This window comes from Mesorhizobium captivum, assembly GCF_033977165.1.
GTDB classification, from domain to species: Bacteria; Pseudomonadota; Alphaproteobacteria; order Rhizobiales; family Rhizobiaceae; genus Mesorhizobium; species Mesorhizobium captivum.
The window spans coordinates 1-22,080 of sequence record NZ_JAVIJB010000031.1; the positions used below are offsets into that span (position 1 = coordinate 1).

Here is a 22,080-nt window from a genome sequence, read left to right on the forward strand (position 1 = left end):
CGCCGACGCCGTTCCATTCCGACGCGCTGATCGCCGAACTGCAGGACGCGCTGGTCGAGACCTGGGACGCGCTCGGCATACCCTATGCCACCTCCGGCCGGCCTGCCGTCGCCAAGAGCGACCGGATCATTCCGCTGCTGGTTCAAAAGGCAGGAGGGTGAGGGGCGAAAGGCAAAGAGATCGATCTGACGTCTCGTCATCCGATCCCGGATAATGCCGCTCGAATGCAAAGTGCTGGCCGGCGTAGCGATCCGAAGTCCGCCGGCTACGCGAACCAAAAGAAGCACGCAGCAACGCGAAGGAATAGGAGGCCGCGCCAATGATCATCCGTACGCTTTCCACCCTGGAATGCACCAAGCTGCTGGCGGCCAACCGCTTCGCTCGCTTGGCCTGCGCAAAAGACGGACAGCCATACGTCGTGCCGCTCTACTACGCCCATTCGGATCATCATCTCTACGCGTTCTCGATGCTGGGCAAGAAGATCGATTGGATGCGCGTCAATCCGCTGGTCTCGGCCCAAGTCGACGAACGCGGCTCAGGCAGAGCCTGGAAGAGCGTGATCGTCGATGGACGCTATGAGGAACTGCCCGACCGGATCGGGCACAAACTCCAGCGGGATCAGGCCTGGGCCCTACTCAGCAAACATGCCGACTGGTGGGAGCCAGGCGCGCTGAAGCCGGGTACCTCGCCAACCGCGGACGACCTCCCGCATGTCTTTTTCCGGATTTTCATCGCGAATGTTTCGGGACGTCAGGCGATGGAAAGCTGATCCTCGCCACGAAGCGACCAAACGAAAGCACACCCACACCGGCCGCTATCCCGACGGTTGGGCGCATATGCAGCCTATCTAACGACAGTCTATTGCGAGTTCGCCCGCAGCCCAGCTTGGGGTCACCTTGGCGACAGGGCTGCTCGTTGGGTTGGAACGCGGGCACATGTTTACTGCCATTCAGTGCAGATTCGAAAAACGCGCTCTCCACCTAGAGCAGTTCACCGTTTCACGGAAACGCCGAACTGCTCTAACTATTTGTTTCTACGCAATTCCGGACGGAAAACCGTTACACACTTTTCCTGGAATTGCTCGATGGCGCCTTGCCTGTCGGCTTGAACTGCGCCAGGCGGTTGGCATGGTAGCCGGCCGGGCGATCACCGAGGCGTCGGGCAGGTAACGTCCGCGTCGGCGCCGGCCATCGCCGCGACCGGCGTCGACCTGATCTCCATCGGCTGGTTGACTCACAGCGCCCCGATCCTCGACATCGGACTCGACTATCGGGAACTCTGAACGCGGCTCCTCTCGATTTGGAGCCGGAAGCAGCAGGTCCGCTTGTGGTGCAGAGAAGAACGATGGCGACGTTGAATCTCAGGAGATGATTCCCTGAGTTGACCCAGGACAGACCTTCGGCGCTCGCCCGGTGGTCGACTGCTTCGCGCACCGCTGCGGACATTCGAAACGATGATGTTTGACTGGCTTGAGATGCAAAGCGCTCCAAGGTCGACACTGCCAACCGGCAAAATCAGGCCGGGAGCCGCCACATTCGCACACGACCGGTGCCACGTAATTCCGTTTCCCCGAGTGGGTCGCAAGCAAAATCCGGTCCGAGCAATTGGTGGGTTGCATCCGAAATACGGATTTCATCGGGTTCCGCGGCCTTTTGAATGCGCGCGGCGAGATTAACGGTGTCGCCCCACAGGTCATAGACAAACCGCCTTTTGCCTATGACGCCCGCCACGATCGGTCCTGAGTGAATTCCAATTCTGAGGCTCAGCGGTTCTCCTGCGAAGCGTTCACGCCTGGCCGCCTCCCGGAGTTCAAGTGCATAGTGCGCAAGGGCTTCTGCATGATCGGATCGCGCGGTGGGCAGGCCAGCGACGGCCATGACACAATCGCCGATGGTCTTGATTTTTTCGCAGCCGTATTGTTCCGAGAGCAGATCCGCCGTCTTGAAGAAGTAATTTAGAATAGCGAGCGTCGTCACGGCTCCGACGCTCCGCGCTCTTTCCGTAAAACCGACGATATCGGCAAAAAGCACGCTGACCTCCGCGTGGTTGTCTGCAATTTGCTCGTCCGCCTTCAGCCGCTCCGCGATCGACGCCGGAAGAATGTTGAGGAGCAGGGATTCGGCGCGCCGGTATTCGCGCGACAAACCCTCCTGGCTCTCCCTCAATGCCTCGTTCGTCGATTGCAGCTTCGCATTGAGTTGACGCTCCCTCTCCTGCAGGAGCGTCATTTCATAAGCCTTCTGTTGAAGCCGCTGCTGGTTGTCGCGTTCGGGAGTGGCGTCGAGAAAGAGCAGCCACACCGAGCCGCCGTCGTCAAAGAGATGTAGGTTTGCGACACGCCCGCCGGGCAGTTCCACCATGGGCAAATGAAATGGAAGCTCCGGGCAAGGCAGCAGCCCTTCCATGAATTCAAGCTGATCGGCAACGAGCTCGCCTTTGCGAAGCAACGAGAGCCCGTAATGTTCGAGGTTGCCGCCCTTCTCTTCTATGCATTGCCGGGCATCGATTTTCAGATAGGCCGCAAAGCGCTCGTTAGAGAAGAAATCGTATATCCAGCTTCTGACTTCTTTCGGCAATCTGGCCATGGTCTACTTGGCGACCATCGAAGCAAGCTGACGAAACGCATCGTCGACATGTTCGCCTGAAAGCGCGCTTGTCAGATAGATTTGCCATCCACGTTGCTTCAGTTCGTCGATCTCACCGTCCGATATCGCCCACCGATCGGCCAGATCGGATTTGTTGAACAGCAATACGAACGGCATAGCGCCGAATTCGGCCTGGACCCGCTCGCGCAGTGTGAGCGCCACGGCGAGAGTAGAGGGCCGGGTCCCATCGACGACAAGCACGAGCCCGGTCGCGCCTCGCACATAGCTGACGCGGAATGAGCCGATATCGTCTTCGCCGGCCAGATCCCACAAAATCAGGTCCACTGTCTTATCCGGAAACGCGACGCTTTTCTTGTCGATCTTCACGCCCACCGTGGTCAGGTAGTTTTCCGAGAAGATGCTTTGCACGAACCTGCGCACCAGGCTCGTCTTCCCGACAGCGAACCCGCCCAACATGCAGATCTTTTTTTGCAGCATCCTGGCTCCGCACTACTCCAGGTTCACCGTAACCGAAACCCGGCGATTGGTGGAGTTCCCAGTTCGACTATTTTCATTTTCGGGCACCGCCGGCTCAAAGGTGCCGGCGCCCCGAACCAGCAGCAGTTCCGGAGCGACGCCGCGCTTGTTGAGAAGCGCGCGAACTGTCTCGGCGCGGGCGGCGCTGATCGACGCGTTGGCCGTCTCACGGCCCGTTGTGTCCGAATGGCCGGTCAACATGAACCGCGCTGTCACGCCTGCCTTGCGGGCATTTTCGGCGAATTCCTTCAACTGATCAGCCAATCTGTCGAGCACCGGCGTCTGCTCCGGTCCTGGGACAACTCTACCGGAAGGGAAGAAAATATCGGTCGTCTGGATGGCCTCTCTCAAATGATTAAGTTCTGCAAGGTTCAGCTCGCGCAGCTGCGAGACATCCAGAACCACTCCGTCCGCCGAAAGTTGGTCGGCGGCGGCCTGCGCCCGGCTGATCCAGCCGGCAGGTGCCTCGCCCACGACAACGATGCGACCCTGGACGATCGAAAGCCGAACCGATTTCGGCGGGGACAGCGACGCCGTCAGCCGCTTCACCACGAACTTCGGATCAAGACTCTGATAGAATTGCCACTGTGAATGAACGCGGGCAGGATCAACCTCCGTTCCGGACAGCAGAGCTTGCGGGTCGGCGGCAAGAGGGTCTCTCAGACCGGAAATGTAGAAATGTCCGCCCCTCGCCGTTTGTTGAGCGACGATGATTCCCGGTTGGGCCTCAAGTCGCGACACATAATACTGCCAATGCTCCGCCGCGCGTGCATCGGGGCTCACATCACGAACCTTGGAGATGTCGAACTCCGGTCCACCTGCTGAAAGCTGTCTTGCCGCTGCGCGCGCCCGATCTATCCAGGTGTCGGGAGCCTCACCCTCGGCAACGATGCGGCCATTGACGATCGAAAGTCGCACTTTATCCGTCGGATACAGCGACGCCGTCAGCCGCTTCAGCACGAATTCCGGCTCGAGGCTCTGATAGAATTGCCAGCTTGCATGAACGCGAGCGGGATCGACCTGCGTCCCGGACAGCAGCGACTGCGGGTCGACGGCAAGCGGGTCTCTCAGACCGGTAATATAGAATTGGCCATCGCGCACATTCTGTTGGGCGACGATGATGCCGGGCTGCGTCTCCAGTCGCGACACATAGGCCTGCCAGCGCTCCTCGGGGCTCACATCGCGGACCCCGGAGATGTCGAAGACCGGACCGCCGGCTGAAAGCTGCTGGGCGGCCGCCCGCGCCCGGTTGATCCACGCGGTGGTGGCCTCACCCTCGGCAACGATGCGATCATTGACTACTGAAAGCCGCACCGAATCCGGCGGCGCCAGCGACGCCGTCAGCCGCTTCAGCACGAACTGTGGCTCAAGGCTCTGGTAGAATTGCCAGCTTGCATGAACACGCGCGGGATCGACCTGCGTTCCGGCCAACAGCGACTGCGGGTCGGCGGCAAGCGGGTCTCTCAGGCCGGTAATATAGAATTGGCCGTCGCGCACATTCTGATCGGCGACGATGATGCCAGGCTGGGTCTCCAGTTGCGACACATAGGCCTGCCAGCGCTCCTCGGCGCTCACATCGCGGACCCCGGAGATGTCGAAGACCGGGCCGCCTGCCGAAAGCTGCTGGGCAGCGGCCCGCGCCCGGTTGATCCACGTGGTGGTCGCCTCACCCTCGGCGACGATGCGACCATCGACGACCGAGAGTCGTACCGAATCCGGCGGCGCCAGCGACGCCGTCAGCCGCTTCAGCACGAATTCCGGCTCGAGGCTCTGATAGAACTGCCAGTTTGAATGAACGCGGGCGGGATCGACCTCCGTTCCCGACAACAGCGACTGCGGGTCGGCGGCGAGCGGGTCCCTCAGCCCGGCGACATAGAACTCGCCGCCACGGATTTTTTGGTCCGAAACGACGATGCCCGGCTGGGCTGTCAGCCGCGACAGGTAGGTCTGCCAGCGGTGTGCGGATTGCCAGGACAGAAAAAACCAGCCGCCCGCCACGATCAAAACCAGCAGGACCGCCGTCACCACCAGCCACGGAAATCCCTCTTTCGAATCCATGTGCTGCAACTCGACGCAGGTCTGCAACTGCGTCTCCACGCCGGGCAACTGGGAACTGTCGCCGTCGAACCGCTCCAGGGCCCGCGAGGATTCTTGATGGATGCGAAGCAGTACATCGCGGATGACTTCATGCAGTTCCTCCGGGGGATTTCCCCGGATCACCGCAACCAGGGTCGCAAACTGTCCGACTTCCGACCAAAGGCGAAGTTCCCCGAACCGGATGGTGTCGAGGCCGCTATTTTCCTTCTCTTTGAAAGAGTCCTTCACAAAATCCTGGATCGCGCTCAGCATCGAGGAAATCAGTTGAGGGTCTTCGCTGGTTGCGTCTTGGGAAGTTACATGCGCAATCAGGAGCCCGGAGGCGCGACTGATGAGAAAGACATGTTCCACGCGATAGATAAGAGAATGCTTGAGAACAACTGCCGAGAAGCTTGTCCCCGTTCGCCAGGCTTCAAACCTCCACTTCAACCCATGCCATGTGAATATATGCCTTAGAGACTCATTCAATGCCTGGAAGGTCTGGTCGATCTTTTCGCCGATCGACTTGCGAATGGCCGGCAGAAACACCGGATACAATATATCCGTCAGCGTGTTCGGGTTCTTCTGGATGGACCGCTGCGCGGCCCTCTCGACAGCCGGGGCAAGGGCCTCGCCGAGTTGCGCATGGGACGCGCGCGCGGTCGCGTCGGGGAGAACGTTCCCTACAGCGGCCGCAAGCTGCTCGGGTTCGTCGAGCAGGTGCGTAACGCGTGACAGCTCCGAGATTTCGCCGCCGACGAGCAACTGGCGGAGCCTTTCCAGCCGATGGTCGGCGGCTGGAACTCCTTCGTAAAGAGCATGGTTGTCCGGATCGACGTTCCGGGCAATTTCCACCAAAAGGCGGGCCAAAGCCTCGCGATCAATCCCGGTATCGTTCGAAGCTGCTTTTTGAGGAAGGCTGATTGGTTCGACGCTCGACGTCAACTTCCGATCAACTCGCTTTCCAGCCACGCTCCGAATTGCCCTTGCTGCCGACGGGATCCTGGTTGAGACATTTCGCGACCTCGACAAACAGGCCGGCCAAAAGATTTCGGTCGGTCTTGACGTTGCTAAGGTCGGAAAAGATCTTCTCCATCAGCATTTGAGCGCTTTCGTTCTTTTGCTTGATTTCCTCGCGCAGCAAATGGTCACTTCTGTTCATGCGATCCGCTATTTCGCGCTCGAGCTCGCTCAATTGATCAGACAAAGCGCGCACCTGCTTTTCAAGCGCCTGATTTTGATCGCGAAGATTGCGGTCGATCTCCTTGTCGGCCTCGGCCCGCGCATCTTTTTCGTTCCGCAACTGCGTCGCCAGCGAGTCAACCTGCTTCTTGGCATTCGACTCGTAGGTCTCAAGATTGCGCTTGGCCTCGGATTCGACATCCTTGAACCGCTGCAGGAACCGTTCTTCAAGCTTGGAGAAGCGGCGATCATAGTCCTGCATCTGATTGCCGAACAGCAGATCACGTATCTTGTCGACACCTGGAGCGTCACCGCCGGGCCCACCCTCGCGAGCCTGACCCGCCATGAAGTTCAGCCCGTTTCCCTCTGCATTACCTATCAGATTTGCGTCCGCTTTATTTGCTGAAGAAGCGGCACTCGAAGATTCCTTAGCCATCACTATGCCCCAATTGCCCAGTGCAAAACTCGGAAGCCAGAAATTATGTCAGACAAATACCCGACCCGCAAGCCGAAATCCTGTTGGTTCGAGCCGATTCGTGCGTCGCTTGTACGCCTGTCTGACTAACAACAAATGCGCGAGCTCCGATTGATGTCGCTCTTTACCTCTTTTGATAGCGGAAATAACCAGATATCCAAATTGACCATTCGATGCAATCTACTATCGAAAAGAGTAATGCCAGGCTATATCTACTGAATCAAAAATAAATTTATAATAGTCCTTTGATGCATTGCAAATATTTGACCTAGAGGCGCAGGTACTGTCTCGCACCCGGATGTATACTGTGGCCGTCGGCCTCCGACGCGGGCCCAACCCTGGAAGGAAGCTCTTCTTTCGGACGGAGAATGGCTGTTCGAGAATGCAGGGACAACGGCTGTTATTGGCGCGAGGCTGCTTGCGACCTTTGCATTAGCGATGTCTACTTTTGATGAATCGACAGGACCTTAGAAATGACTGCCATGCGGCGCACCCCAAACAGACAGCTTTGAGGCCGGCACCGGACTGTCAGGTTTCGGGACAGCCGGGCTTTCAAATGGAAGCCGCTGTGGTATCTCGGGAGAGTTCGCAGGAGACTGTTTGGGCGCAGCGTCCCTGAGGACCGTTTCCGTTGGCAGGAAATTGCCGGCTATGTTTCGGGACCTCTTGCCATACTTTCGAACCAGGAGCGGGTAAGACGGCGTGGCGCATAATCCCTTGGTTTCAATCGTGGTTCCTGCGCACAACGCGGAGGCAACGCTGGCGCGCGCGCTCGATTGCCTTCTCGATCAGGAAATATTGGATTGGGAGGCGATCGTCGTCGACGACGCCTCCACGGATCGCACCCCCGCGATCATCGCCGGTTATGTGGAGCGCGATGCCCGATTTCGGACGTTGAGCTCTTGCGTGCATAGCGCCGCCGGCGCGCGCAATAGCGGCATTTCGACAGCACGCGGCCACTGGCTCATGTTTCTGGATGCGGACGATTGGGTGGATGCCAGCTTCCTTGCGAAAATGCTGGCCGCACTGAAAAGCGCTCCCGATGCAGTGGCAGCCTATTGCGGTTCTCGGCGCGTGATGCCCGATGGCGAGCTCGCCCCGTCGAGCATCTCGACGGAAGTTGCGATCCAGCCCTTCGAAACATTCGCCCGCCGGTGTGCCATCCGCACTCATGCGCTGCTGGTCGACCGGGAGACAATTGACGAGCTGGGCGGTTTCGATGTGTCGCTGCGCACTTGCGAGGAGTGGGATCTGTGGCAGCGCCTCGCGCGTCTAGGCAAACGTTGGGTGATGATCGACGAGCCGCTCGCTTTCCATCGGGTCAGCCCCAACTCGCTCTCCCGCAATTCGACGCGGATGCTGGCAGATGCGGAAATCGTGATCGCCCGTGGCTTTTCTCCTGATCCCAGGGTCAAACATCCAGCATCGGCACACGCCAATGGAGCGATCGAGGCGAACGGCTGCCCTGCTTCCGAGGCACTCGCGTGGTTCGCGTTGTGGAACGCCGCGTCGGATTGCGGCCGCGGCGCGCGCTCGATCGACCCGCAGTCCCTGCGCGCGCTCCCGGCAGGACGTAAGTGGGCGGGTGAGATCGCCAAGGTGGTCTTCGATGGCCTTATGGCAGGAAGCCTATCGGCGCCAGCGCAATTGGCTGCCAGGTGGGACAGGTTCGGCGGCTCCCTCACCGAGTTGATCGTTGAACTCGGCAAGGTCTGGAACGATCCCGAAGCGGGTCGCCGCGTCCAGTATCACCTTGAGCAAATGCTTCTCGACTTCGACGACCTTGCCGCGCCGCGCAGACTGGCGCGGACACTTGGAATCCGCGTCGACGCTCGAAATCCGGCCTCGACCGAGCTTCCGGAAGGAATCGATCGAATTTATGCTTATCTGATGATGGATGGCCAGATCGAGGCCCGCGTGCAGTTCGGCGCACTCGGGAAAGTGACAAAGCGTCATTGGATTGAGTTGGCCCTGAATTTCGTGCCCCCTGAGCGGCTTGCACCGCAAACGGGCGCCGGTGCCGACAAGTCAGACATGTTTGCAGCCAAGGCACCGTTGTCGATAGCGGGACGCCGGCCTGATCGGGACAGCCACTTCGGCAAACTCGCGCGATTGGCCGCGGAGGCGCGGCGGCTGGTTCGGTCGAGCGCCGAACCTGCAGAGGGTCTTGCAGCGCCGCGCCGCGCACGAGCCGCGGATGGACACGACAATGATCGTACGTCGTTCTGGAATCGCCGTTTCGCGACCGAGGATCCCTGGAACTATCGTTCGCCCTATGAGCAGGAAAAGTATGAGCGGCAGCTCGAAATTCTGCCTGCCGGTCCCATCGGACGGGCGCTCGAGCTGGCCTGCGCGGAGGGCCACTTCACGCAGCATCTGGCGGCGCGAGTGGGCCGTTTGACCGCAACAGACATCTCCGATGTGGCCGTCGGGCGGGCGCGCGCGCGATGCAGCGGTCGGCCGAATGTTGAGTTCGGCGTACTGGATTTTTCTGCGGACACGCTGCCGGGCGAGATGGATCTGATCGTCTGTTCGGAAGTGCTCTACTATCTGGATGATCTCGCCGAGTTGCAGCGCATCGCCAAAAAAATCGTTGCGGCGTTGACGCCTGGCGGCAGTTTCGTCAGCGCACACGCATTCGTGCTCCGTGACAATGTCGAAAGGACGGGCTTCGACTGGAACACTTTCGGTGCACAAGCGATCTCGGAGACGCTGGCAGCGACCGAAGGTCTCGTCCTCGAGCAATCGATCCAGACCGAGCTCTATCGCATAGATCGCTTCCGCCGCCTGTCACCAGACGACGTGGCTACGGAACCGGTGATCGATCATGTGCCAATCCGCGCGCCCATCGGTATTGGAGTCGCGCGAAATATCGTCTGGGGCGGGGCACGGGCCTTGCGCCGCGACGTCGCGCGCAGCGAGCGGCGGCAGCGTATGCCTGTCCTCATGTATCACGGCGTCGCCGATGATGGTCCGGCCTCGCTCGCCCGTTTTCGGCTCACGCCCGCCGCATTCGGCAGCCAGATGGCGTGGCTGCGCGCCAATGGCTTTCACGCGATCACGTCCGAGCAGTTGGGATGGTCCATCGCCAACCGTCAACTTTTCGCTGGCCGCCCGGTGCTCATCACATTCGATGACGGCTTCCAGAATTTTGCCGACTATGCCTGGCCGATCTTGCGCGCGAACGACATGACCGCGGAGGTGTTCCTGGTAACGGACTTGGTAGGTGAAAGTGCACAGTGGGACGTCGACAGCGGTCCGCCGACGCAGCTTATGGACGCCGGGACGGTGCGACGCCTCGCCGGCGAAGGTGCGTTCTTCGGAAGCCATCTGGCGACGCATCGCGCGATCGATGGTCTGTCGAGTTCTGACTTGGCCGCCGAGCTCCTGCGCTCTCGCATGTTCGTCGAACGGTGGACCGGTCGGCCGACCACGGCGTTCGCGGCACCCTTCTCTGTCACCGACCGACGGCTTGGCCGGCTGGCCAAGGAATGCGGCTATCGGATCGGCTTCGGCGGCAAACACGGGCCGGCGGACCTCGATTGCGATCCCATCGACCTTCCGCGCATCGAGATTCGCGGGGATCGCTCGCTCGATGACTTTGTTGCCCGTGTCGAGGCCGTGCTCGAATGAACGGTGAACTTGTCTGCAGGGTGCGAGCTGGCACGCGCATGCGGGTCATTGCCAGAACGGTACATTCAGGCTCGCCGAGGCCAATGTCTAGTTTTGTGACAAATCGGTTCCGCTTTTCGTTCCGTGTCCCGCCCGTCACCTCGTTAGCAAGTCTATTGGGCGACTTGGGACACGGCCGACATCAGCTCCTGCGGGCTCGCCGCCCCAAACATATATCGTCCACCTTCTGGAACCTCCGTGAAGCTCCAGCGAACGATCCCCTGCCGGTCCAATAGGAACTGACCGATCAGTTGTCCGTGTCCCGTCGCCATCATCTGCTCGTCGGCTTCGGTCACTTCGTAATTGTCCTTCTTGTCGAGGAATTCGCTGGCCGCAAAAGGATCCATTGGACCGGGCAACTCGCCTGGTATGTCGACCCGCATATCCTTTGCCGCTGCCATCGAGACCTTGTACGGCCAGTTCGTCTCGTCTTGGGTGAATTCGAGATTGGGCAGTCCAAAGGCACGATGTGAAGCGCGTTCAGGGTCGGAGGCCGCAAGCAGATTCGGCATCGGGTGGTAGCGGAAATAGAGACGCGCCCGTTCGATCGGCGTGTTGACCACCGTCAGGCTCTGCACGCCCTTTTCACGCAGCTCCGGATCGAGCCGCGCCTGGGCGGCGATATGGCGCCGGCAAAACGCACAATGCAGACCTCGAAACAGGCCAACCAGCACCGGCTTTTGTCCGCGAAAGTCGTCAAGCGCGATCTTGCCTTCCTGGGTAATGGCGTCGAGCACCACGTTCGGCGCACGGTCGCCCGGTTGAAGCGGTAACAAGTCAATACGCGCGGACATTTTCAACCTCCCGCCCGGCTAGTCGAGAAAAGGCAGCACCACAAGCGCTTCCGGGTCGAGCCCGTGCTGGGCGCATATACCCTGCGCCAGGGAAAAGTAGCGTTCGGCCTCGGCCAGATTGTCGAGGTCGAGATTAAGCGTTGCGAGACCATCATAGCACGGAAACAGCAGTTGGGGCTCGCCCGTTTCGCGGGCTACGTCCAGTGCTTCGTGGAACAAGCCAACCGCCAGTTCCGGACGGCCGTTGCACTGGTGGATCTGCCCAAGCACGATCAACGGCACCGGCAGGTGCTCGCGCTGGTCGAGCGCCCGGTCGATCTCGATGGCCTTCTCGGCAGCAGGCACGCCCTCCGTCGGGCAGCGATCCGTAAAAGTACAACAAGCGACCGCCAGATTGGCCAGGAGGCGCGCCTGGAAACCCAAATCACCAATATGGCGCGCCACTTCAAGACCGCGCCGGCAGACCTCCATCGCCTTTGCCGGATCGATGGTCGTGTAAAGCACGCCGAGATTGGTGTAGCCGCGGCAGGCCGCGCCCAGCAGACCTGCGGCTTCGGCCAATTCAATGCTACGCTCAACCTGGCTAACGGCTTCACGGTTTCGCCCAAGGCGAGCCAACGCAACAGCCTTGGTGTTGAGTGCCTCGGCGGTCACAAGAGTGGCGTCACGCCCTTCCTCGGAGACATGCTCCGTTGTCAGAGTGCGTACGCAATCCAGGGCCGCGTCTGCCCATTTTGCCGCGAGAGCGTGATCTCCGCTACGAAACGCCTGTCGGCCACGTTCTTGCCAGAGATGCGCCTGCTCGATCGGGGCATCCGCTCCATCGAGGAGGGCTGCGGCTTCAGCGTAGCGGGATTCTGCGTTGTCCCGCTTGCCGACGTCCCAGAGCAGCCGACCGATCTTACGCAAAACCCGCGCCGACGCGACACGATCGGCTGACTCGCGGTATGCCTGCAACACCGTCTCGTAGTGGTGATGCGCGATCTCGCGGCGGCCTGCCGGGCCGCTCAAATCGGCAATGCGCTCTGCAATTGCCAGTTTGAGCGGTGTTTGCCCGATCGCGCCCAACGCAGTCAGTGCTCGCTCGTAGAAACGAAGGGCGTCATCATTGGCGTATATCATGCGAGCGCGATCGCCCGCCGCCTGCAGGTATTGCGCGCCCCTCTCCCGCTCGGCGCTCTGTGCGAAATGATGACCGAGCACGGTCAAATCCTCGAGCCGTTCCGGCTTGTCGCCGCACAGTTGCTCCAAGGCGGCACCGACCCGCCCGTGGATGTCGGTCCGGCGCTGCAGCAGCAGATTCTGGTAGATCACGTCCTGCAGCAATGTTTGCGTGAAGCGGTAGCTTTGCGACGAGACCGAGCCTGATCCGGCAACTTCCTCGATGATTTCCGCATCGCAAAGCAGTTCGCAGCCGGCTTCCAGCCGGCCGGGGTCGGCAGTCACGGCTTTCAGAAGCGTGGCATCGAAGCGCGGGCCGATCACCGCGGCTTCCTGGGCCAACCGGCGCACCTCCTGGGGCAGCCGGTCGACGCGAGCAAGCAACATTGCCTGGATAGTGGCGGGGATGCCGGTTGCGACATCGCCTGCCACGGTCCGCCATCGCTGGCCCTCGCGCATCAGTACACCGCGATCGATAAGGCCGCGAACGATCTCCTCTATAAAAAGGGGGTTGCCGCCCGCGCGCTCGAGGATCTGGTCGAGAAGCCTTCCTGCGGAATCTACCCAGCTCTCGCCGAAAAGCGCCGCCAGAAGGCTGCGTGCGTCCTCGCGGTTGAGCGGCGAAAGCCTGAGCGCTGTGTGACTGACCCGACTTGAGTCGAGCTGGTCGTTGTCCGGCGCCGGACGATGCGTGACCAACAACATCAACCGCGTGCGTTCCAACCTGTCCATCACGAAACGCAGTGCCTCGAGCGACACGGCGTCGGCCCAATGCAGGTCTTCGACGACGATCAACAGCGGCGACAACGCAAGCCGCCGTTCGACGATTGTGCGGACCGCGTAGAGAATTTGCCGCCGCAGTTGCTCGGGCTCGACATGCTGCAAGGTGGCATCGGGGTCGCCAAGGCCAAGCACATGGTAGAGCAAAGGCATCAGCCGCTGCGCCTCCTCGCCCTGCAGGCCGAGATCGGCAAGCAAGGCCGCGAGCTTCCCCCGCATTTCGTCCCCATTGTGGTTTTGCATCATCCCGGCAGCGCTGCGCACCACTGCGCCCAAGGCGCCAAATGATTGTTCGCCCAGCGGTGAGCACGTGGCCTGCCGCACGGCGACGTTGCGAAAACGATCCTCGTCGCCGACGCGGGCTACGAACTCCTTCACCAGCCGCGATTTCCCGATACCGGCTTCTCCGACGAGGCGGACAAGTTGGGCCGAGCCGCCGCACGCCTGGTCGAGGCTCGCCAGCATTCTATTGAGTTCCGCATCACGACCTATCATCGGCGCGCTGAGGCCGAGCGCCTCGAGTCCGCGCGCTGCGCGCGGCGCCGCTAGCGGCGCATCCAGTCGATGGACGAGAACACTGCCGGCCTTGCCGCGAAGCACGACATCACCCAGCGGCTCGTAAGAGAAGGCATGCCGGGTCAGCCTGTGAGTGAGCTCGCCTACCAGCACCTGACCCGGTGCGGCCAGCGATTGCAGGCGTTGCGCCGTATTCACCGTGTCGCCGGTCACCGAATAGGATTTGGCGGTGCCGATGCCCAATCCGCCTGTGACGACCGGACCAGTGTTTATGCCGATGTGAAGTAACAGAGGCGATCCGGAGTGGGGGGCGTTTTCGCCGAGCCGCGCCGTCCGGGCGATCATGTCGAGAGCGGCGCGAAGCGCACGTTCCGGATCGTCCTCATGCGCGACCGGCGCACCGAACAAAGCGAGCAGTGCATCACCGATGAATTTGTCGACGAAACCACCAAAGCTTCGCACGGCCGCCGTCAATTCCTTGAACAGTTCGTTCTGCAGCGCTTGCATCACCTCGGGGTCGAGCTGCTCGCTGAGTGTAGTGAAGCCGCAAAGGTCGGCGAACAGGACCGTTACCGTCCGGCGATCGGCGTCAGAGACGGGATGCAGTCCTTCTTCGCTTTCGATGTTCGGAAGCAGCGACGGAGTTCGAGAAGGCGGCACAATGGTCCGGCTTGGTGTCGGGGCGGGCCGTTCGACGGCTTTTCCCGGCGCGCCGACGCTTGCCCCACATTTCGGACAGAACTCGAAATCAGGTGCGCAGAGGTAGCCGCAACTGGCGCATGGCACGGGCTGGCGCCTGCCACACCTCGGACAGAAGGCGTAACCGCCCTCAACCTCGAAACCGCAGCCCGAGCAGTCCATGGAACAAGACCTCACTTGGGGCCGTGACGGCGTGATCCCGCTACGCACTTCACGGCCGCAATATTCACAAGGATGAACCGATAACCGTCGACCAGCAAGCGGTAGCGCAAATAGCATCGAGCGATCCGTGCGGATCCGGTGGCAGAGCGCTGCCGATTGGGGCGGCTGCGTGGCCGTCGTTTGCGAAAGTTCCCTCTTACCCTCCGTCTCCTGCTATCGTGGAGACGAGGTGACGGACCCATGAGCGAGAATCGTAAGCTGGTCGCAATCCTGGCTGCAGATGTGGTCGGATACAGCCGGCTCGCGGGCGCGGACGAAGATCGTACCTTGGCGAGATTGCGGGCGCTGCGCAGCGACCTGATCGATCCGACCATCGCAGTGCACCACGGGCGGGTGATCAAGCGCACAGGGGATGGGGCGCTGGTTGAGTTTCGCAGCGTGGTGGATGCCGTGCGCTGCGCCGTTGAGGTTCAAAATGGCATGGTCGAGCGCAATGCCGGCGTGCCGCAGGACCGCCGCATCGAGTTCAGGATAGGCATCCATCTGGGGGATGTGGTCGAAGAAAGCGACGGCGACCTGATGGGCGACGGCGTCAACATCGCCTCGCGTTTGGAGGGCGTCGCGGCGCCCGGCGCCATCTGCCTGTCCGAGGATGCCTATCGCCAGGTCAAGGCGAGGCTCGACCTCTCGGTCAGCGATCTCGGCAGCACACAGCTCAAGAACATCGCCGAGCCGATCCGGATCTATTCGCTGCAAGTCGGCGCCGGAACCAAGGCGGCCGCGACCTTGGAAACCGCGACGAGCCGGCCCGCGACGGCCGCGCCGCCGAAACTGTCGATCGCCGTCCTGCCGTTCGCCAACATGAGCGGTGACGCCGAACAGGACTACTTCGCCGACGGCATCTCTGAAGACATCATCACGGCGCTGTCCAAGCTGTCGCAGCTCTTCGTCATCGCACGCAATTCGTCGTTCACCTTCAAGGGCCAGAACGTCCATGTGCAGGAGGTGGGCACGAAGCTCGGCGTGCGGCATGTACTTGAGGGCAGCGTACGCAAGTCGGGGAACAGGGTGCGCATCACCGCGCAGCTCATCGATGCAACCTCGGGCGGCCATCTTTGGGCGGAGCGGTTCGATCGCGACCTGACCGACATATTCGCCGTGCAGGACGACGTGACGCAGCAGATCGTCGGTGCGTTGGCGCTCAATCTGACCGAGGGTGACCGTCAGCGGCTGGCGCCCGAGCACCCGCGTAACATCGAGGCGTATGACTGTTTCCTGCGGGGCCGCGAGCTGTGGTACCGGCTGACGAAGGAGACGAACGTCGCAGCCCGCGACCTCTTGCAACGTGCCATCGAACAGGATCCGGAGTTTGCCTCTGCCCACGCCTTCCTCGCCCTCACGCACGGACTCGATTACCTGAACAGGTGGAGTGCGTCGCCGCCGGAATCGATGGCGCAAGCGGAAGAGGTCGCAACGCGAGCGGTAACGCTGGATGACAGCGATCCCTGGGCGCACTGGGCGCTGGCTATCGTCAAGCTGTACACACGACGGCACGATGGGGCCATCAACGAGGCCGAGCGCGCGATAGTCCTCAATCCGAACTTCGCCGAAGGGCACGTCATCCTCGGCGAGGCGCTGTACTATTCGGGCAGATCCGAGGAGGCTCTCGAGAGTTTCGGCCGGGCGAAGACCTTGAATCCATACTTTCCGGATGTGCTTCTGCACTTCCAGGCTTTGGCCTCGTTTCAACTAGGAAGGTACGAGGAGGCCGTTGACCTCTTGATGCAACGGCTGGCTCGCAACGCTGTCACCGACGTCTCGCGCGCGCTTCTGGCCGCCAGCTACGGCCATCTGGGCCGTTTCGCCGAGGCCCGCGCGGCATGGCAGGAGGTGCTTCGCGTCAATCCCGACTATTCGCTGGACTACCGTCGCAAAGTCTTGCCCTACAAGAACCCTGCCGATTTCGAACTCGTGGTGGATGGGCTCAGCAAGGCCGGTATCGTGCAATGACCGGTGAGGCCATCTCAGGTCAGGCCTTGAAATGCAGCCGATCGCGATAGTCTCTCCGCGACCGTCTATTTTCCGTTTGATTGCCGCTAACTTGAAATAAGGCCTGAAGCGAGGCTCAGGCCGCCTTGATCTCTGCCTGGCCGATCTTGCGCCACCGGGCGTCCTCGCGAACCAGTTTCAGGTCGTCGGTCGTCTCGGCAAATGTCCGCAAACGATATTGCCGGAGCAGTTCCGGGAAGAGCGCCCCTTCCGGCAGGCCGGCAAGCTGCTCGCGGACCGAGATCTTTTCATCGATGACCCGCATGCCCCAGGCATTTTCCCGAACCTGCAGCTCCGCAGCCAGATCGCGCTCTTCCGGCGCGTTTTCGTCTAGCGCAGCCAGCAGGATCGAGTGGAAAAGCGCCACATAGCCAATCTGTCTCAGGCCGCCCACAACCCGCACGCGCGGCAATATTGCGAGTACGAGGAACATCAGGAACAGGTTCGGCAGCAGCACGCCGTCCAGCAGCGCCTGCTTGAGATGCGGCCGCTCGAACGGGATGGAAAGACCATGTGGCCTGTCAGGCTCGATCAGGTACCCGTTCTCGAGGACGAGCTTGCGCACGCGCTCCTCGCGGATGCCCCAGAAATAGGCCGTGGCATCGGGCAGGAATCTGCCAAACGGGCCCGATGCGGCCTCTTGCAAGGCACGTTCGAGACGCTGGCGCCTTGCGGGCTCAAAGAGCAGCCTGGAAAGAAGGCTGCCGTCATATTCCAGATGCCGCGCCATGGCAGCCGCGGCGAGCCGATCATCGATGAAAACCGGCAGAGCCATGCCGGAACGATCCCAATCGGCGACCAGATCTTCGTTGAGGGCTGTCAGCGCCTCGGCGGCGGTTCCAAACACCTTGTCTTGGCTGGCAAGCAGTGTGCCCAGCCAGCGGCTGGCATCCGTTTCGTCGCCCACCGCTTCGAGCGCGCGCTTGTTGAGAGTGACGGGACCGGCCGCGCAGGCGCTTTTGCGGCACAGTTTGTGGCGCCCCATGCCAAACAGGTTGACCTTGTCGTCGCCGACATCGAGCCATCCCGGCCCCTCCCGGCCAATTGTCTCCATGGTCATCGTCGTTCCCATGAAGCCCAAGAAGGCCGACAGCCCGTTTTCGACCGCGCCGAGCCAGGCAAGCAAGAGGGCATCGAAGGTGATCCGGTCCATCAGAAGCAGGCAGTGCAGGCCGGACTGGATCACCGGTCTGTGCTCGAACTCTTCGAGGGCCTTGCCGATCTCTTCGGGCTGCATGATCGCACCGAGGCGCCGATGCAGGACTTCGCGCAGGATCGAGCGTGCAGCGATCGCCGGGCCCGATGCGGGCTTTGCCACCGGCCGCCACAAATGGCGCGCGTAATCGGAAACCGGTGCATTCCAGTTCTGCTCGATGTCACGCACGACTTCCGGGCAGAGCAGCGACAGCACAGCCAGAATTTCCCCTGGAGGCGTAGGGATAGGGTCAACGACAGCGGTCATTGGTTCCGTCTAGCCGCTTGCGGTGCAAACGCCAAGGGAGACCAGACTTGCTGAATGCGGCCGGCCACACATGGATCGTCAACTCGATCAAGATGGTGTGAGACAAAATCGACCGTGTCCAATGAGGTCTCCATGACCAGTCACGAATCGTTTCGTTGGATTGGCTAAACAGCCAAGGCCAAACAGCGGATCTCAGAACCGCAGCCGGGCCATGCTCAGGAGGTCGTGGTATTGCCCGTCGGTAAAACCGGCCTTCACATGCCGGCCTTCGACCTCGAAGCCGTGGCTTGTGTAGAGACGGATGGCCGGTTCGTTGTCGGCATAGACGGTCAATTCGACCCGCTTCAGGGCGCGCCAGTTGTCGGCCACGTCAAGCAGCGCGCCAAGTATGGCAGAGCCGATGCCCTTGCCGATAAAGGCATCGTCAAGGCCGATATTGATCTCGCCGACATGCGAACGGCGCGGCGAACCCTGCACGACCAGCCTGCCATGGCCGACGACCTTGCCGTCCAATTCCGCAACGATCCAGGTGGTCTCCTGGCCGGACTTGGCGATGCGCCGCTCCACCTGCTCCACCATCTCGAAAGGCATCCTGAGCGTGCCCCGGCGGAAGCCCGGCATGTTGAAGATAGCGCAAAGCGCCTCCGCGTCGCTTGGCCGGACTGGCCGGAGCTGCGGCTGGATTTTCTCGGAGGATGGCGAGGTCGTGCTGGTCATGGCGTTCCGGCGAAGACAATCGGCCCGGCACGATGCACCGGACGGCACCTGAAAATCCAGCGGTCTCTGCAACCTATGATGCCGATTGCGAGCTAAAATACCGCGAGGCGGCGTAGAGTTTAAAGACGCCGCTGACGCCGATCCACCCGAAAAGGGCGAGCCAGCACAATGTCCCGGTCGCCCTCCAGTCGATCCGGTGCACCGCAGCGTCGGTGAGGGCGAGGCCAAGGATGGCAAGCAGGCCAACCAGAAACTGCGCCAGGCCGAGCACCAGCAGTTCCTCGCGCGGCGCGCTTCTCCAGACGAGATATGTACCGCCGGCACCGGCGAGGAAAATGGCGCTGTAGACCTGAGCGTGGAAGCCATCGATCGGCCATGGCCAGAAGCCGCTGAATGGCAGGGGGAACAGCAGCAGGCCGACGCCATAGAGCCCAAGGATCGCCGATTCCACCGCCATGTAACCGCGCCATGCGGGATTTAAGGCCACGCCTTTTGCAGAAGGACGGGCCCTGGTCCGCCACAGGAACAGCCCGGATACAGCGACCGAGCCCAGATAGACCAAAAACCAGAGCCAGGGCGCTTTGCGCTCGAAGTTGAAATAGCCGAGATTGACGAACGAGGCCCCCGACACGATGACGGTGAAGATGAAGGCCATAACGAGCACGAGCCTGCCGGGCGACCAGCGATTCCAGAGCAGCAGCGCCGCCATCACCACCATTTCGGCCGTGTAGAAGCCCCCGAGGAAGCGGGCATTGAACGGCGTGACGGCCCAGGGCCAGCGCGGCTTGACCAGCACAGGCGCGAAAAACAGGCCGGCGCCTACGATCAGGACGATGATGACAACCGCCGAGAAAAGCCGCAGGGCCGCGGGAAATGGCGGGTTGTCGGATGTCGGCATGGGAGAAGCCCCAAAGATGAATGCCCTAGGGACCATCATAGTGCCGGTTGCGGCCGGTGAAAATCCGCCGAACGGAAATTGAACTGTCATCAGACTTATCCATTCGAATGGCCGTACGGTCCGTTTCGAAGTAAGATGGAACGCTCGGACCGAGTACCGGCCGGTCAACACCGCTCGGGGCGCATTTTCCGGAGCCTGCACCATGAACGAAGCTCAGGATCTGTTCTCGCTTCTGCGGCAATCGACCGACGTCGATCCACAGGCAATCAACGCGATCAGGCGAACCATCGCGGAGGGCGAGGACCGCGAGCTTTGCCGCATCAATGCGCCGGCCTTCGCCAGCAGGCATGGCCTCGACGAGGAACGCACCATAAGCGCCTTCCTCCATGCGGCGCGGGTGGGCATTTTCGACATTTCCTGGAATGTTCTATGCCCCGGCTGTGGCGGCGTGCTCGACACGAACGCCACGCTGAAAACCCTGCAGAAGGACGAATACACCTGCGCGCTGTGCTCGACGGGCTATTCGCCGACCCTCGACGAGATGGTCGAGGTGACATTCACCGTCAGTCCCCGCGTGCGCAGGATTGCCGCGCACAATCCACACGAACTGCCGTTGGTGGAATATTTCCGCCAGATCTACTGGGCGTCGGGCGTCGATCTGCCGGAAGAAGATTTCGCGAAAACGATGGAAGCGTTCTCGCTCGAGGATATCGAGCTTGCGCCCGGTGAAAGGGCGGTTCTGCCCGTACAGCTTCCATCCGAATTCATCATCGTCTTCGAGCCGGTCACCCATTCAGTGCAGTTCATCGACGTGAAGGGCGAACCAACAAAGGAGCGCCGAAGCCTCTCCTTGGTCTTCGATCGCGACCATGTTCAGAACCAGACGCTGGAGATGCAACCCGGCCCGTTGCGCATTTCGCTGGAAAACAGGACCGACACCCGCGTGCTGCCGGCGGTCTTCATCGCCGGCCACGAATTGCATGATCTCCTGGGCAAACGCCGGCCCTTCCTGACCGCCAAGCGCCTGCTCACCAACCAGACGTTCCGCAATCTCTATCGCACGGATACGCTCGACATCAACCAGCGCCTGAAGATCACCAGCCTGACCTTCCTGTTCACCGACCTGCGCGGATCGACCGAGCTTTACGAGCGGGTGGGCGACCTTTCAGCCTTCGATCTCGTGCGCGAGCATTTCCAGGTTCTGCACGAGATCGTCGCGGCGGAGGCAGGCGCGGTGGTGAAGACGATCGGTGATGCGGTGATGGCGACCTTCCCGACGCCCGATCGTGCGATTGCCGCGGCCCTCAGGATGCGCGATGCCATGCGTGCGCTCAACGACAAGAGCGGTCGCGAGGATCTGCTGCTCAAGATCGGAGTCCATGCCGGCCCCTGCATCGCGGTGTCCATGAATGAGCGGCAGGACTATTTCGGCCAGACGGTCAACATCGCTTCGCGGGTCCAGAACCTTGCCAACGCACAGGCGATCTTCGCCACTCGTGCGGTGGTCGACGACAATCTCACCGCCGATCTGTTGCAAAGGAACGCGCTGACGCCCGTGGCCCACGAGGTCTCATTGCGCGGCATTGATCGGGAGATAGCAGTCTACACCATCCCCTGAAGTCTTGGGTTGTTTCGGCCTCTCACACGCGCCTACAAATAAAATAGCGATCAGCGGGCACCGAGGGCGGCGGCGGGAGGCGTTGCAACCGCGGGTGATCGAGCGGCGTGCCGCTGACCGCGATGCCGCCGACACGTAGCAGGCGCGCGGTCAGATCGGGAAGCCAGGTAGCGGTCACTGCATCGCGATCTTCATAACCGGTGCCGATGTCGGCATGAACAAGAGCGGCATCGATGCCGATGAACCTGGTCGCCGTCTCGCGTATTTCGCCGAGCACGAGGTTTTCAGGCTCGGGAATTGAGCTGGCGTGTGCGGCAAGCGCGCGGTCGAACGCTACGATCCGGCGTCCAGGCAAGCGCTCGCGCAGATGGTGGAACGTCCGTCCATTGCCGAGGCCGAACTCGATCACCGGCCCCTCCATCTTCGCCACTTCTGCGCAGACTTGATCGAGAATGTCGCGCTGTGCCGTCATCCTGCGGATGAAACTGTCGAGGCGACTCATATGCGATTGTATGTCCTGAACCGGTCCACGAAATCGGCAATGCCCCCGACCAGAGCGTTTGGCGGCTGAAACCCGAGGACGGCGCGTTAACCCCGATCGAGTCTTGCCGCGTATAGAGGCCAACAATGAACATTGCAACAATCGAACAGGCCGCCGACAAGGACCTTACCGGCGCGCCGCGCAGTGGAATAGCAA

Annotated in this window: 14 protein-coding genes and 2 pseudogenes; 6 read left to right on the forward strand and 10 right to left on the reverse strand. The window is 61.3% G+C overall.

All coding sequences use genetic code 11. The features are described 5' to 3' along the window. The 3 genes and pseudogenes from RFM40_RS23560 to RFM40_RS23570 form a co-directional block, all read left to right on the forward strand. A pseudogene (locus RFM40_RS23560) lies at window positions 1-161 on the forward strand (5-aminolevulinate synthase); the annotation flags it as partial. Window positions 162-319: 158 nt separating this feature from the next. Further along, complete coding sequence (locus RFM40_RS23565; protein ID WP_320278317.1) at window positions 320-769, forward strand: pyridoxamine 5'-phosphate oxidase family protein; 450 nt, start codon at window positions 320-322, stop codon at window positions 767-769. Window positions 770-1,106: 337 nt separating this feature from the next. Beyond that, window positions 1,107-1,282, forward strand: a pseudogene (locus RFM40_RS23570) (carboxylating nicotinate-nucleotide diphosphorylase); the annotation flags it as partial. Between the two features lie 232 nt (window positions 1,283-1,514). Here the strand turns inward: RFM40_RS23570 and RFM40_RS23575 are convergent. From RFM40_RS23575 to RFM40_RS23590, 4 genes are read right to left on the reverse strand one after another with little or no spacing between them, the layout of a single operon-like run. Next, on the reverse strand, window positions 1,515-2,585 hold the full coding sequence (locus tag RFM40_RS23575) for an adenylate/guanylate cyclase domain-containing protein (protein ID WP_320278318.1): 1,071 nt from the start codon (window positions 2,583-2,585) through the stop codon (window positions 1,515-1,517). Window positions 2,586-2,588: 3 nt separating this feature from the next. After that, window positions 2,589-3,083: a Rab family GTPase gene (locus RFM40_RS23580; protein WP_320278319.1), complete on the reverse strand. Its 495-nt coding sequence runs from the start codon at window positions 3,081-3,083 to the stop codon at window positions 2,589-2,591. A gap of 12 nt (window positions 3,084-3,095) precedes the next feature. Next, window positions 3,096-6,143 (reverse strand): OmpA family protein, encoded by a 3,048-nt coding sequence (locus RFM40_RS23585; protein ID WP_320278320.1) that lies wholly within the window; start codon window positions 6,141-6,143, stop codon window positions 3,096-3,098. Between the two features lie 7 nt (window positions 6,144-6,150). Continuing rightward, window positions 6,151-6,816, reverse strand: coding sequence for a hypothetical protein (locus tag RFM40_RS23590; protein ID WP_320228998.1), 666 nt, complete (start codon window positions 6,814-6,816; stop codon window positions 6,151-6,153). A 741-nt stretch (window positions 6,817-7,557) separates the two neighbouring features. Between RFM40_RS23590 and RFM40_RS23595 the strand changes: the two genes are divergently transcribed. After that, the gene (locus tag RFM40_RS23595) at window positions 7,558-10,488 is read left to right on the forward strand and encodes a trifunctional glycosyltransferase/class I SAM-dependent methyltransferase/polysaccharide deacetylase (RefSeq protein ID WP_320278321.1); all 2,931 of its coding nucleotides are present in this window, start codon (window positions 7,558-7,560) and stop codon (window positions 10,486-10,488) included. 152 nt (window positions 10,489-10,640) lie between these two features. Here RFM40_RS23595 and RFM40_RS23600 read toward each other — a convergent pair whose 3' ends face one another. Together RFM40_RS23600 and RFM40_RS23605 are read right to left on the reverse strand one after the other, a co-directional pair. Then, window positions 10,641-11,321 (reverse strand): redoxin domain-containing protein, encoded by a 681-nt coding sequence (locus RFM40_RS23600; protein WP_320228996.1) that lies wholly within the window; start codon window positions 11,319-11,321, stop codon window positions 10,641-10,643. Window positions 11,322-11,339: 18 nt separating this feature from the next. Beyond that, entirely contained in the window at window positions 11,340-14,639 is a 3,300-nt protein-coding gene (locus RFM40_RS23605) for an ATP-binding protein (RefSeq protein ID WP_320228995.1), read from the reverse strand. Between the two features lie 240 nt (window positions 14,640-14,879). Here RFM40_RS23605 and RFM40_RS23610 point away from each other — a divergent pair, with 240 nt between their 5' ends. Beyond that, entirely contained in the window at window positions 14,880-16,649 is a 1,770-nt protein-coding gene (locus RFM40_RS23610) for an adenylate/guanylate cyclase domain-containing protein (RefSeq protein WP_320228994.1), read from the forward strand. Between the two features lie 115 nt (window positions 16,650-16,764). Here RFM40_RS23610 and RFM40_RS23615 read toward each other — a convergent pair whose 3' ends face one another. The 3 genes from RFM40_RS23615 to RFM40_RS23625 form a co-directional block, all read right to left on the reverse strand. Then, window positions 16,765-18,150 carry a hypothetical protein gene (locus RFM40_RS23615; RefSeq protein ID WP_320278322.1) on the reverse strand — a complete coding sequence of 462 codons (1,386 nt, stop codon included), beginning with the start codon at window positions 18,148-18,150 and terminating at the stop codon, window positions 16,765-16,767. 192 nt (window positions 18,151-18,342) lie between these two features. Beyond that, on the reverse strand, window positions 18,343-18,867 hold the full coding sequence (locus tag RFM40_RS23620) for a GNAT family N-acetyltransferase (RefSeq protein WP_320228992.1): 525 nt from the start codon (window positions 18,865-18,867) through the stop codon (window positions 18,343-18,345). 73 nt (window positions 18,868-18,940) lie between these two features. After that, window positions 18,941-19,969: a hypothetical protein gene (locus RFM40_RS23625; protein ID WP_320228991.1), complete on the reverse strand. Its 1,029-nt coding sequence runs from the start codon at window positions 19,967-19,969 to the stop codon at window positions 18,941-18,943. Between RFM40_RS23625 and RFM40_RS23630 the strand changes: the two genes are divergently transcribed. Beyond that, window positions 19,968-21,383 carry an adenylate/guanylate cyclase domain-containing protein gene (locus tag RFM40_RS23630; RefSeq protein WP_320228990.1) on the forward strand — a complete coding sequence of 472 codons (1,416 nt, stop codon included), beginning with the start codon at window positions 19,968-19,970 and terminating at the stop codon, window positions 21,381-21,383. The genes RFM40_RS23625 and RFM40_RS23630 overlap by 2 nt on opposite strands. Window positions 21,384-21,405: 22 nt before the next feature. Here the strand turns inward: RFM40_RS23630 and RFM40_RS23635 are convergent, their stop codons facing one another. Next, entirely contained in the window at window positions 21,406-21,885 is a 480-nt protein-coding gene (locus RFM40_RS23635) for a class I SAM-dependent methyltransferase (protein WP_320228989.1), read from the reverse strand. Between the last annotated feature and the right edge of the window lie 195 nt (window positions 21,886-22,080).

Bases quoted from the DNA above. Each gene is read 5' to 3' on its own strand.
- RFM40_RS23600 (WP_320228996.1), bottom strand. From the start codon at position 11,321: ATGTCCGCGCGTATTGACTTGTTACCGCTTCAACCGGGCGACCGTGCG.
- RFM40_RS23620 (WP_320228992.1), bottom strand. From the start codon at position 18,867: ATGACCAGCACGACCTCGCCATCCTCCGAGAAAATCCAGCCGCAGCTC.
- RFM40_RS23610 (WP_320228994.1), top strand. From the start codon at position 14,880: ATGAGCGAGAATCGTAAGCTGGTCGCAATCCTGGCTGCAGATGTGGTC.
- RFM40_RS23590 (WP_320228998.1), bottom strand. From the start codon at position 6,816: ATGGCTAAGGAATCTTCGAGTGCCGCTTCTTCAGCAAATAAAGCGGAC.
- RFM40_RS23635 (WP_320228989.1), bottom strand. From the start codon at position 21,885: ATGAGTCGCCTCGACAGTTTCATCCGCAGGATGACGGCACAGCGCGAC.
- RFM40_RS23630 (WP_320228990.1), top strand. From the start codon at position 19,968: ATGAACGAAGCTCAGGATCTGTTCTCGCTTCTGCGGCAATCGACCGAC.
- RFM40_RS23615 (WP_320278322.1), bottom strand. From the start codon at position 18,150: ATGACCGCTGTCGTTGACCCTATCCCTACGCCTCCAGGGGAAATTCTG.
- RFM40_RS23580 (WP_320278319.1), bottom strand. From the start codon at position 3,083: ATGCTGCAAAAAAAGATCTGCATGTTGGGCGGGTTCGCTGTCGGGAAG.
- RFM40_RS23625 (WP_320228991.1), bottom strand. From the start codon at position 19,969: ATGGTGCAGGCTCCGGAAAATGCGCCCCGAGCGGTGTTGACCGGCCGG.
- RFM40_RS23605 (WP_320228995.1), bottom strand. From the start codon at position 14,639: ATGGACTGCTCGGGCTGCGGTTTCGAGGTTGAGGGCGGTTACGCCTTC.
- RFM40_RS23565 (WP_320278317.1), top strand. From the start codon at position 320: ATGATCATCCGTACGCTTTCCACCCTGGAATGCACCAAGCTGCTGGCG.
- RFM40_RS23575 (WP_320278318.1), bottom strand. From the start codon at position 2,585: ATGGCCAGATTGCCGAAAGAAGTCAGAAGCTGGATATACGATTTCTTC.